General features: G+C 60.2%; 12 protein-coding genes. 7 read left to right on the top strand and 5 right to left on the bottom strand.

What is annotated here, in order from left to right; genetic code table 11:
* The first annotated feature begins 232 nt into the window (after positions 1-232).
* From EN874_RS19950 to EN874_RS19980, 7 genes are all read left to right on the top strand, one after another.
* Complete coding sequence (locus EN874_RS19950; protein WP_127426583.1) at positions 233-1,618, top strand: CpaF family protein; 1,386 nt, start codon at positions 233-235, stop codon at positions 1,616-1,618.
* On the top strand, positions 1,618-2,589 hold the full coding sequence (locus tag EN874_RS19955; protein ID WP_127426582.1) for a type II secretion system F family protein: 972 nt from the start codon (positions 1,618-1,620) through the stop codon (positions 2,587-2,589). The genes EN874_RS19950 and EN874_RS19955 overlap by 1 nt, the downstream gene beginning before the upstream one ends.
* Positions 2,590-2,597: 8 nt before the next feature.
* Entirely contained in the window at positions 2,598-3,554 is a 957-nt protein-coding gene (locus EN874_RS19960) for a type II secretion system F family protein (protein WP_168247645.1), read from the top strand.
* 54 nt (positions 3,555-3,608) lie between these two features.
* On the top strand, positions 3,609-4,157 hold the full coding sequence (locus tag EN874_RS19965; protein ID WP_127426743.1) for a tetratricopeptide repeat protein: 549 nt from the start codon (positions 3,609-3,611) through the stop codon (positions 4,155-4,157).
* A gap of 23 nt (positions 4,158-4,180) precedes the next feature.
* Positions 4,181-4,699 carry a prepilin peptidase gene (locus EN874_RS19970; protein WP_348631751.1) on the top strand — a complete coding sequence of 173 codons (519 nt, stop codon included), beginning with the start codon at positions 4,181-4,183 and terminating at the stop codon, positions 4,697-4,699.
* 125 nt (positions 4,700-4,824) lie between these two features.
* Positions 4,825-5,868 carry a phosphatase PAP2 family protein gene (locus tag EN874_RS19975; protein ID WP_127426580.1) on the top strand — a complete coding sequence of 348 codons (1,044 nt, stop codon included), beginning with the start codon at positions 4,825-4,827 and terminating at the stop codon, positions 5,866-5,868.
* Positions 5,865-6,965 carry a phosphatase PAP2 family protein gene (locus EN874_RS19980; RefSeq protein ID WP_127426579.1) on the top strand — a complete coding sequence of 367 codons (1,101 nt, stop codon included), beginning with the start codon at positions 5,865-5,867 and terminating at the stop codon, positions 6,963-6,965. Before EN874_RS19975 ends, EN874_RS19980 begins: the two co-directional genes overlap by 4 nt.
* Here the strand turns inward: EN874_RS19980 and EN874_RS19985 are convergent.
* From EN874_RS19985 to EN874_RS20000, 5 genes are all read right to left on the bottom strand, one after another.
* Complete coding sequence (locus EN874_RS19985; protein WP_127426578.1) at positions 6,935-7,975, bottom strand: phosphatase PAP2 family protein; 1,041 nt, start codon at positions 7,973-7,975, stop codon at positions 6,935-6,937. The two genes, EN874_RS19980 and EN874_RS19985, sit on opposite strands and share 31 nt — an antisense overlap.
* 60 nt (positions 7,976-8,035) lie before the next feature.
* Positions 8,036-8,188, bottom strand: a complete 153-nt coding sequence (locus EN874_RS33760; RefSeq protein ID WP_168247635.1) for a hypothetical protein — start codon at positions 8,186-8,188, stop codon at positions 8,036-8,038.
* A 48-nt stretch (positions 8,189-8,236) separates the two neighbouring features.
* Entirely contained in the window at positions 8,237-9,433 is a 1,197-nt protein-coding gene (locus EN874_RS19990; RefSeq protein WP_348631752.1) for a penicillin-binding protein activator, read from the bottom strand.
* Between the two features lie 352 nt (positions 9,434-9,785).
* Positions 9,786-10,154, bottom strand: a complete 369-nt coding sequence (locus EN874_RS19995) for a hypothetical protein (protein WP_126085827.1) — start codon at positions 10,152-10,154, stop codon at positions 9,786-9,788.
* 72 nt (positions 10,155-10,226) lie between these two features.
* On the bottom strand, positions 10,227-12,025 hold a 1,799-nt coding region (locus EN874_RS20000; RefSeq protein ID WP_168247636.1), incomplete at its 5' end, for a type I secretion C-terminal target domain-containing protein.

The following is a 12,025-nucleotide window of genomic DNA, read 5'->3' on the forward strand; positions in this document are numbered from 1 at the left end:
ACGCATAAATCATTATATCTGACAACTTACCCGAACAGGTGTGATGGAGGCGGCAAAGGTCCTAAGACTTTGGTCTGTACGCCGGGACCAGGGCAAAATAAAACGATTTCTCATATGCGGTTTTCTTAACTATGTCGCAAGTAATACTTCCACTGTGTCCTCCGCGCCGCTTGTGCCTCTCGTGGTTAACGCTTAGTTTCGCTGCGGGGGAAATTGGCAGGGGTTCAGCGCCATGTTGGGTCGCTTCATCAAAGGGTCGGGAGAGCAGCGCGTGACGCAGCCGCCGGCAGTTATCACAGCGGCAAATGGACCGGCAGTTGTCCCAGCCGCGGAAGCCGAACCGCACAGTGACGATTTCCTGACGCTCAAGGTCGAGCTGCATCGCCATCTCATCGACCGCTTCAACCTCGCCGCTCTCGAGAATGCCTCGAAGGACGAGATACTCAACGAGATCCGGCCGATCGTGCGCGAATTCGTGCGCGGGCGGAATGTGCCGCTCAATGCGCGCGAGCTCGATCAGCTGACCAGCGATACGGCGGATGAGATGTTGGGCCTGGGCCCGATCGAGCCGCTGCTCAAGGACGACTCGATCACCGATATAATGATAAACACGCATGAACGCGTCTTCATCGAGCGCCGCGGCGTGATCGAGGAGACCTCGATCCGTTTTCGCGACGAGCCGCATCTTCTGCGCGTCATCAACAAGATCGTCTCGAACATCGGCCGGCGCGTCGATGAATCGTCGCCGATGGTCGATGCGCGCCTCGACGACGGCTCGCGCGTCAACATCGCGGTGCGGCCGGTCTCGGTCGATGGCCCGCTGGTGTCGATCCGGAAATTCTCCAAAAATCCCTATTCGCTCGAACGCTTGATGGCATTCAACTCGATCCGCCAGCCGATGATCGACATACTGCGGATCGCCGTGCAGGCGCGCAAATCGATCCTGGTCTCGGGCGGCACCGGCAGCGGCAAGACGACGCTGCTCAACGCCTTGTCGAGCTATATCCCGGCCAAGGAGCGCCTGGTCACCATCGAGGATGCCGCGGAACTGCAATTGCAGCAGCCGCATGTCGGCCGGCTGGAAACGCGCCCGCCCAATGTCGAGGGCAAGGGCGAGGTTCGCCAGCGCGAATTGGTCAAGAACGCGCTGCGCATGCGGCCGGACCGCATCATCGTCGGCGAGGTGCGCGGCGAGGAGGCCTTCGACATGCTGCAGGCCATGAACACCGGCCATGAAGGCTCGATGACGACGATCCACGCCAACACGCCGCGCGACGCCATATCGCGCCTGGAGCAGATGGTCGGCATGGCCGGCATGCCGATGACGCATGAGTCCATCCGCGCTCAGATCGCCTCCGCCATCGACATCATCGTGCAGACGCAACGCCTTTCCGACGGCGGCCGGCGTGTGGTCTCCATCTCGGAGCTGACGGGCATGGAAGGCAATGTCGTCCAGCTGCAGGAAATTTATCACTTTGTCAGACGCGAGGTGGCCGCCGACGGGTCGATCGTAGGGGAGTTTCGGGCGACCGGGGTTCGTCCGCGGTTCGCTTCCGAGGCTGCCACGCTTGGTCTCCATTTCGGCAAGGATGTGTTCAACCCGCAGGTTGCCTTGTAATGCTGACTGGACAGGCGCTTCTCTATTTTATCTACGCCGTCGCGGCGGCTTCCGTCATCCTGGCCGGTGAGGCCTTCTATCTTTCGCTGGCCGGTCGGCGCTCACGTTTCGCCGCGGTCAACCACAGGATCCGCCGCCTGGCCGATGAAGCGCCGGCGGAAAAGACGCTAAAAAGCTTGTTGCGTGAACGCGGCCTCACCGAATCCGGAGACTTTGTCTATGGCTTCGTGTGGCTCAATCGGCTGTACACACAATCCGGAATCACCGGGAATCCGCTGATTTTTGCCGCGGTGTTCCTGCTTGCCGGGCTGGTGATTGCGTTGACGCTGACGCTGCTTTTGGGCTTTTCGCTTGCCGCAGCGGCGATCGCGTTTTTGGTCGTGGGTCTTGCGCTGCCTCTTCTTGTCCTTCGGCGCGCCCGCAACAAGCGAATCCAGAAGTTCGCCAAGCAACTCCCCGATGCCCTGGACATGATTGTTCGTTCCCTGCGCGCTGGGCACCCTGCCTCCGTTGCCATAGGTCTCGTCGCTCGTGAAATGCCGGACCCGCTCGGAACGGAATTTGGCATCGTCGCCGACGAAATCACCTTCGGGCTCAGCATGGAGCAGGCTGTAAGAAAGCTGTCGGAGCGCGTGGGTTTCGAGGGACTGCATCTGCTGACGGTTTCCCTGTCGATCCAGTCGAAAACGGGCGGCAACCTCACCGAGATACTCGCCAATCTTTCGTCAGTGCTGCGTGAACGGCAAAAACTGCGGATGAAGATCAGGGCTCTCTCGGCTGAAGGGCGAGTCTCCGCATGGGTTATCTCGCTGTTCCCGCTTGCAATGTTCCTGATACTGCAGGTCATTGCGCCATCGTACTATGGAAAGATCTGGCATAGTCCGGTCATCTTCCCGGTGTTCACCGTCTTCGGCGGGTGGGCGTTGCTTGGCGACTACATCATGTATCGCATGGTCAATTTCGACTTCTAGGAGTGACCATGAGCCTGCTTTCGAACATGAACAACCTGACCCTTCTGATCTCCCTCGCCGTTTTCGCGGCGGCGGTGGCTTTGTTCCTGTTCGCCGCACTGGTTCTCATGCCGGCAATGCAGACCCGGAAGCTCGTTTCGGACAGCCTTTTGGGCGAGGGCTCAGTCGACCCGCGATCCATTCTCGGCCAGGATCAGCGCGCCAGGCTCGCAGCGCAGAAGCCGATCGATGCCTACTTCAAGGCGGTTGAAAAGGAACATATGCAGCCGGATGCGCTTGAGGCGAAGCTGTTCCGCGCTGGTTTCTATCAGAAGAGCGCACCTTTAATTTACACGCTTAGTCGCCTCGCCTGTGTGTGCGTGGGCTTTCTGGTCATGTATGCGCTCTTGTCCTGGGTGCTGCCCCCGCGACTGCCCGCTTTCGTTGCCTTGGCCGGCTCCGCGCTGCTCGGCCTGGCTTGCGTGGTCATACCGAGCATCATGCTGGATCGTTTCGAGAACAAGCAGAAGCTGATCTATCGTCGCGCCTTTCCCGATTTCATGGACATGATGATCACCTGCGCCGATGCGGGCATGAGCCTGGAGGCGGCGGTCGAGCGGGTCAGCCACGAACTTGCCGCCACCCATAAATGGCTTGGCATCCAGCTCTCGATCATGACTTTGCAGCTGCGCGCCGGCAAGCCGCTGCGCGAGGCGCTTCGCGAGCTTGCCGATCGTATCGGCCTGGAGGAGGCAAAAGCCTTGGCGGTGCTGTTCCGGCAGTCTGAAGAGCTCGGCACCAGCCTGACGGATGCCTTGCGCGTCTACAGCGCCGAGATGCGCGACCAGCGCATTCTCCAGGCGGAAGAACGCGCCAATTCCTTGCCCGTCAAAATGATGATTCCACTGGGGCTCTGCATTTTCCCTGTGGTGATGATGGTGATTATGCTACCCGTCATCATTCGCATGAAGGGCATTTTCTTCTGACCCGTCATATGATTAGGTTCTAAAATTGAGTCGGAGGGCTCCTTGGGGCACAAGATGACAAGGCCGACGCGCCTCGCCGCCGCAGCCAGCGTGCTGCTGGTCCTGCTCGCCGGTTGCCAGTCGACCGACAGCACCGGTGTCGTGCGCACCAATGAGCCCGCGAAGGGCGACTACACGGCTTTCGGCGACGCCTTCGACGGGCTGAAGACGGTCAGCGACGTCGACTACTATGCCTCGGACCAGGCGGTCACCGAGGCCAAGACACAATTCCGTTCCGAGAACTACGGCAACGCCGGCGCCTTGTTCTACAAGGCCACGCGACTGGCGCCCAATGACGGGGTCGCCTGGCTCGGTCTTGCCGCCTCCTGCGACCGCATCCGGCGCTTCGATCTGGCCGACATGGCCTATGGCCGGGCCTATCGCCTGCTTGGCGCGACGCCGGAATATTACAACAACCTGGGCTACTCCTATCTGCTGCGCGGCAAGCTGCAGGAAGCGCGAACGAATTTCCTCAAGGCCTATGAGCTCGCGCCCAACGATCCGACGGTGGCCAACAATCTGAAGCTGCTGTCGTCCAGTGTGGAGAACATAGAGCGGTCATGAGCCTTTTGGTTGCCGCGTCGCTGTTGCTCAGGGCGCTGGCCATCCCGCTCCTCGGCAAGATCGCCTGGACCGATTTCACGACGCAGAAGATTGCCAACCGGGACGTGCTGCTGCTGATATGCCTCGGTCTCGGCTCGCTCCAGCTCGTGTCCGTGCAGACCGGGTCATGGTGGGACATGGGCCTGAGCGCGATCGGCTGCCTCCTGCTGTTCGTGGCGCTGTTTCCGTTTTGGGTCCTGCGCAAGCTGGGTGCCGGCGACGTCAAGCTGATGGCGGCCGTGCCGCTTTTGATCGGCGGAAACGGCCTTGTCGTGTTCACCGTTTTCCTGCTGATCTTCGCGCTAGCGACCGCGGCGTTGGTCAAGAACCCCTTTCTCCTGCCGGCGGGCGCGTTCCGTCTCTACGTTCAGCACATGGACAGGAAAGGTGTCGTGCCGTTCGGCGTGCCGATCTCGGCCGCCGCGATCTGCGCGATCCTGTTCCAGATCTATGGCGGTGTGATGCTGGCCAGCAGCTCCGGGGTACTGCAGCAGCTTAACTAGCGTTTAGAGCATGATCCCGCAAAGTGGGAACCGGTTTTTGGAGAAGATCATGCTCCAACAATGAGGTGGATCAGGAAGGCGGTTCAACGAAACGTCATCCTGATCGAGGTCCGGGGGGTCCTTCTATGTCGATAGCGAGGCTGGCGGTTCGCAGCAGTTCGGCGGCGTGGCGCGCCAATCAGCCATTATTCGTGACCGTAATAGTGTATATTCTAATCGCGCTGATCGCCGCGGCGCATTGGAAAATCGTCATCGACGTAAAACTGTACAATAAAAATTTCCTGTTTTTTGGATCTATAGTAACTCTGATTCTTGTTGCCATGGTCTCCGGCCGGTTGATCATTGACCGGCCAGCGCAACCGTTGCGCGCCATGAAGGATCTTATGCTTTCCAACAGGCTGGCGGACCGAATTATAGTCGGATTGCCGGTTGCGCTCCTCCTCCCGATCTTTTTCTCGATGTTCACCAGCATCAAGGGCGGCATCAGCAAGATTGAGCCATTCTATGCCGACGCCGGCCTGACCGCGGTCGACCGGGCAATTCACGGCGGGATCGATGCCTGGAGATTTTTTCATCCTTTGCTTGGCTTCGGCCCTGTCACCTTCTCTCTGAACGTTCTCTACAATCTCTGGTTCGCCGAGGTTTTCATCGTTTTGTTTTGCGTCGTTTTTTCCACCAGGAACGAGCGGTTGCGTTCCCAGTTTTTGGTCGCGTTCGTCCTCACCTGGGTGTTGCTCGGCAACGTTTTGGCGGCCGCCTTCGCTTCGGTCGGACCGGCATTCGTCATGTCCTTCTACGGCGACGGTACGTTTTCTCCCCTGATGGACTACCTTAAGGCGACCGATATCACCTATCGCGTTTCGGCGCTGGATACGCAAAACTATCTGCTGACGAATGCCGGACTTGAAGGCCCACGCCTGGGCAGCGGCATTTCAGCCTTTCCGTCGGTCCATGTCGCCACCGCGACTTTGAACGCGATCTATCTCTGGCGTTTTGGCCGCTTGCTGCGGTGGGGCAGCATCGCGTTTCTAATCGCTATCCAACTGGGATCGGTGCATCTGGCCTGGCACTATGCCGTCGATGGATATGTTTCAATCCTTGCGACATCCGCCATCTGGGCCGCCGCCGGTTGGCTGTCGAGAAACTGCGCGAGCCCAGAGGCTCAATGATCGCCAAGCTCTTCTCGAGAACGCCGAAGATGCCGATGGTCGGCCTCGCACATGTCTGTTCGCAGGCCTGGCACGCCAACCGGCCGTTCTTCGTGACAATGGCGGCTTACGCGGTGGCGGTCGCCCTAGCTGCGGCCTATTGGCAAATTCCACTCGATCCCCGGATCTACAGCGAGCCATTCCTGCTCTTCGGGGGCGGAGTTACATGCATCCTCTTTGCCATCGTTGCGACGCGGGTCATGCTTGAGCGGCCGGAGCGACTGCTTCCTTGTCTGGTCCGTCGCTTGTTGGAAAACGACTTGCCCAATCGGCTTGTCATAGGTCTGCCGGTTGCCTTGATCTTGCCTGTCTTCTTTTCGCTTTTCACCAGCATGAAGGGCGGCCTCAGCAGGATAGTGCCCTTCTATGCCGACTCGGCAATTATCGCCGTCGACAGGATGATCCATGGCGGCCAGGACGCCTGGAAGATACTGCACCCTCTCCTCGGCGCCGGGCTGCTGACCTTTGCCCTGAACTTTCTCTACAATCTTTGGTTCGTGGTGATGCTGGTCGTGCTGTTTTGCGTCACCTTCTCGACAGGCGATAAGCGTCTTCGGTCGCAATATCTGGTGGCGTTTGTGCTGACCTGGGTGCTTCTGGGGAACGCCGCAGCGACCATCTTTGCTTCGGTCGGACCTGCCTTCATCATACCTTTCTACGGCGATGACACGTTCTCTCCGCTTATGAACTATCTTCAGGCGACAAACACGGTCTATCCCGTGTGGGCTCTGCACGCGCAGGGGGTTCTTCTTGCCAACGCCGCCCTCGACGGGCCGCGCCTGGGCAGCGGCATATCCGCCTTCCCCTCGCTCCATGTCGCCGTGGCCACGCTCAACGCGATCTATCTGTGGCGATTTGGCGGGGTGTTGCGCTGGGCCGGCGTGATCTTCCTGATCGCCATTCAATTGGGCGCCGTGCATCTGGCCTGGCACTATGCCGTTGATGGTTACGCATCCATGCTGGCGACGCCGGTCATCTGGGTCCTGGCGCGGCGGCTTTCAAAAGATCCGGGGATGGCTGCGGGAGGTTACGCGAGATCTGATTTCGATTTCGGCTGAAGGGGCCAATCTCGACGGGCTCGGGTCGCGGCGTCCCCGATGCGCCGCCCGCTGTAGCGCCATATCAAAAGGGTCACGACGATCGAGAGGTAGCCGTCAATGGCATAGTGCCAGCCGAAATATACGGAGCCAAACATAATCGCGGAAAAGTAGAACCAACCCCAATACCCGGTTATTCGCCCGAACCGCGAAAGAAACAAAGCGTTGAGCAAGGCCACGGCCACATGGAGGCTTGGCATCGCCGCTATGCCTGTCCCGAAGACAGTGCGATGATGAGCGTAAGACGTGTACAGATAGTCCGACGTGGCAATCATCGCTTTGCCGGATGGGGTCGCGGCAAGCACGGACATTAGTTCATCAAAGCGATCGCTGCCGACGATTCGTTCAAAGAAGATCGGCCCGGCCGAAGACCCGATAATCCTGATCACGCTTCCGAGAATGACAGCAACGAGAAGCAATGAGAAAAAGTACCGAGCTCGATATGCGCCATCATTGGTGAAGGCCGCCACGAGAACCATGCCGACCATCTGGATGAACCAGACCGGCCCATAGAGTATAAACAGACCGGGCTCCAACTGTGGGGGAAAAACCGCATGCGTCAGCCTCCATGGATCGCCCGCATGAATCGCAGCGTCCAGCCGGGCCAAAAAAGGGTCTGCAAAAAAAGGAACATAGAGCGGTGTGACGTGCTTGATTGTGGAGAACGCGGCGGCGCAAAGAATGAAAATGCCAACCACTATCAACGCGCCTTTGCCACGGTGGCGCAGCTTCTCCAGCGTGAAAGTCAAAGGTGAAGACGGCTGAGAGACGATTGCCGCTCCGGCCATCCCGAACAGTGTGAAAAGGGGGATGGCAAGCGAATATTTCCTCAATGTGTATTCGGTCAGCATCGCGAAATACGTTCCCGGCGCCACTAGAATGGCCGCGGCGGCGTACATGAGGCAGAGGGCCGCCACGCCAGTGGTTGTGATGCGGGCGTGCCTCGCCGGAACCGCCTCAGAGACGTCCACTCTTCCCCCCTGGCTTCGTTGCGAGCTTTGCGGAGGCTGAGAGCCGCGATCGTTCCGCGGCTATGTCAGGCGCCATTTCCATCGCCGCACCGGCTTTTTCTTGATGACGGGCAGGGGTGGCGGTTCGCCGGAGACGGTTGGTCGCGGCGCCTCGAACATCAGCCGTTCGATGAGCGTGACGGCACCGGCACCGACCGCGCCGACAACAGCCAAAATGAGAAGCTTTCTAAGAAAATCCAACGACCCACCACCCCAGTAAAGTCAAAACCCCGAGGTCTGTTTCTCCACCAGCTTCAGTCTACCCTTTTCCACCTTAAAAAACGGCATCGATCTTTGGCTCGATCCGTCGGCGCGGAAGCGGAACAGCCCGGTCGAGCCGCGGAACCCGCTCGTATTCTCCAACACCTGTTTGGAGAAACCGTTCGGTCCGACCGAGCTCGCTATGCCGGCCGTCAGCGCCACCATGTCATAGGCGTAGGCGACGTTGACATCGGGCTGATAGTTGTAGGTCGCCTTGAAACGGTCGGCGATCGGCCCGGTCTCGCTCTGGTCGAGCGTCGCTATATAGGCGCCCTCATAGAGCGGATCGATCGGGCGCTCGAGCCAGCGCTCGGTGCCGATCAGGCTCACCGCCTTGCCCGGAATGCCTTTCGCCTTCAGCGCCGCGAGCACGGGTGTCGGGTTGGCGTCGCCGCTGGCGACGACGACGGCGTCGGGCGCCTCGACCAGCGAGCCCATGTCCGACACCGCCTTCGCGCCGTCCGACGCCGAATAGGGGAGCGTCACGGCGAGCGTCGCGCCATAGATGCTGAGCGCGTTGCTCACCCTGGCCTCGATGGCGCCGCCGCTCGCCCCTGCCGGCACCATGAGCACGAATTTCTTGGCGCCCTTGCTGGCGACCGCCGCCGCGCCCGCGGCCGCGCTGTCGGCCTCGCTCAGCCGCACCGAATAGACGCCCGGGCCGCCGGCGAAATTGTCGGCGAGCGCCAGCACCGGCGGCCGCTGCGTGCCGGAGAGCTTGGCAAGCTGTTGCGCCGCCGCGAGCTCGGCCGGCCCGATGACGATCTTCACGCCGCCCGAGGTGATCGCCTTCACCGCCAGGTCCTTGGCGTAGCCGCTGTCGCCGCGCGTGTCCTCGATCGTCAGCGTAACCAGCTTGTCGCCGAGATCGCTCATCGCCAGCCGCGCCGCGTCATACATCTTTCGGCCGTTTTCGCCCGCGCTCCCCGAGGCCGAGAGCGGCAGCAGCATCGCTATCTTCGTCGAGCCGGTGCCGAGCGTCAGGTTTCCCTTGGGGGCGGTGGCTGTCGAACTTGCGGTCAGCTGCGCGGGCGCCGCGACGGGGTTTGCGGCCTGGTTTGCCGGCGCGGCGATCGCCGAAGGATCCAGCACCTCGGATGCGCCATTCTTCGACTGGCAGCCAGAGGCCGCCGCGACAACGGCAAATGCGAGCGCCACAGCAATTCCAGGAAAAGTGCGCAGCGGTTTTCCGTCCGGAATTGCGCAAGAACAAATAGCAATTCCAGGAAAAGTGCGCAGCGGTTTTCCGTCCGGAATTGCGCAAGAACAAATAGCAATTCCAGGAAAAGTGCGCAGCGGTTTTCCGTCCGGAATTGCGTCAAAACAAACAGTTAGAGCAGTTCGGCGTTTCCGTGAAACGATGAACTGCCCCAAGGCTCGCGAACACCCGCGTCGGAAAAGCCGCGCCGCGCCGGCATGCGTGGCATCCGGCGCCGGGCGCGCGGAAGCGGCCGCCTCCGCCCAGGCTCTCATGGCCATCATCGCAGCCGGTCGGCGTTCGCCCGTCGGCTCAGTGCATGTACTCGACCATGCGGTCGTGGAAGCACTCGCACTTGTTCAGATAGTCCTCGTCCTTGTAGTTCGTCTTGAGGTAGCCATAGGCCTTGCCGCAGGCGACCTTGGCTTCCGATGCCCAGACGAAGGCGGGGCGCGACGAGTTGATCCATTCCGGGCTGTTGGCGACGGAGATGGAGTCGTCCATCAGCTTCACCACCTTGTCCTTGAGCTCGACCATGTTGTCGGTCAGCACCAGGTCGGAGGTGCCGACGGTGCGGCAATAATTCACCGCCGGCTCGCCGATGATGTCGGCGGCAAAGCCCGTCGATCCGGCCAAGAGCAGAGCCGTGGCCGAAGCCAGAAATCTTGCACCACGCTTCATGTAAGTCCCTCTCCAAATTACCAATTCAAGCTTCGCTAATGCATAGCATGGAAGCACGGCCACGCATAAGTGCTAAATCGTGGCCGTGTGCTGTACGTGGTTGGTATCGTCGTAAAGGATGTTGATCGTGCCGGCGGCAGGTCCGTTCTGCAGCACGGCGACATCCACGAAAGTAGCCGCATTGCCCGTACCGTCGGCGTCGACGCTCAGCGTCTTGGTGCTGGTGTCGTAGTGCACGTAGTCGCTGATGGTGCCGGCGGCCGCTTTGTCGAACAGCGCGGTCAGGTCGAGCTGATCTCCTTCGGCCTTGTTGTAGTCGATGATGAGATCCTTGATGTTCAGTTCGAGGTGATCGAGCTTGAACGTATCGGCCCCGGTGCCGCCGGTAAGCGTGTCATGGCCAAGGCCGCCGATCAGGAGATCGTTGCCGTCACCGCCGTTGAGGATGTCGTCACCGGCGCCGCCAACGAGGGTGTCATTGCCGGCAAGCCCAGAAATGGTGTCGTTGCCGGAGGTGCCCGCTATGGCGTCATCGCCCGCCGTTCCGTTGATGGGCGTGCCTGCCGGGTGTTCGCCCAAGGTGGTGACGGACAGGGTTTGCGACGCGGTATGATCGCCGTCTCCGTCCACGCCGGACACGGAGAAGTTGAACGTTTGATCCGACGGCAGGATGAGCTTCGAGTAAGCGAAATTGTCGAACTTGGCCTTACCGTCCGTAACGGTGAACGTGATGGAGTTGAAATCACCTGCCGGATCGATGTTGAGCCAGCCGTCCACGGTGGCGGTGACGGTGCCCGTCAGGCCCGTGTCGGTGGTGTAGGTCATGGTGAAAGCGCCGGCAGCTTCGTGTTCCACGAAGAAACTCAGCTTGTCGACCCCCGTTGCGAAGGTGACTTTGAACTGCTCACCCGTGTCCAGATTTCCGTTTCCGACGCCAAAACCGTTGCTCGTCGGTTTCAGTATTTCCGCACTGCCGATGCTGCCATTGTTGTTGGTGTCAATTGCGTTGAACGTCGCATCTCCAAGGCTGAACTGCGACGTGCCCTGGGAACCGGCTACGCCGGCGAAATTGAACGTCTGGTCGGCAACAGGGCGTGACTCGATCAGGGTAAACGTATAGGTGCCGTCCGGGTTGACCTTCAGATCGAAGAAATTCGATCCGTTCACCTGCGCGATCAGGTCCGACGAGCCGTCGACGTTGTGGACGACAGGCAGGTATGTCACGCCGGTGATGTTGGTGAGCGGTGTGATCTCGATCGACGTCTCGCCATCGGCACCGAAGGCAAGGTCATGCGTGCCGGTCACGACGTTGTTGTCCTGATTGGCGACGATCGCGCTCTGGATATGCGTGAAGGAAGGCACGTCGTCGATGATGTTGACGGTGATGGTGCCGGTGGTGGTGTTGCCGACGCTGTCGGTCACCGTGTAAGTGAAGTTTTCCAGGCCAGAGATAGTCTGGACGCCATCATTAGCCTGCGGATTGAGGTAGTTGCTAGTCAGCGTATAGACGTAGCTACCGTCGGCATTGATGTGGATCGTGCCGTAAGTGCCGACGATGGTCTGCGCCGTATAGATCAGCGCGCCGACGCCGCCTGTGGCGTTGAGCTGGTTGGAGGCATCGGTCTCGGCCGTCAAACCCGGCAGCGAACCGGTTACCGTGCCTGGCGCCAGATCGGCACCATCCTTGACTAGGTCCAACGCCGCTTCGTTGACTGTAACGTCGCTGTCAGCCGGGGCCTGGATGGTCACGTTGTTGACGGTGATGTCGAGCGTCACCGTCGAGGTGTCGCCGTCGCCGTCGGTGATGGTGTAGACGAAGTGGTCGACCGCGTTGGTGGTCACCGCGTTGGGGTTGGCGGAGTAGGTGTAGG

This window comes from Mesorhizobium sp. M1D.F.Ca.ET.231.01.1.1, from assembly GCF_003999155.2.
GTDB lineage: Bacteria > Pseudomonadota > Alphaproteobacteria > Rhizobiales > Rhizobiaceae > Mesorhizobium.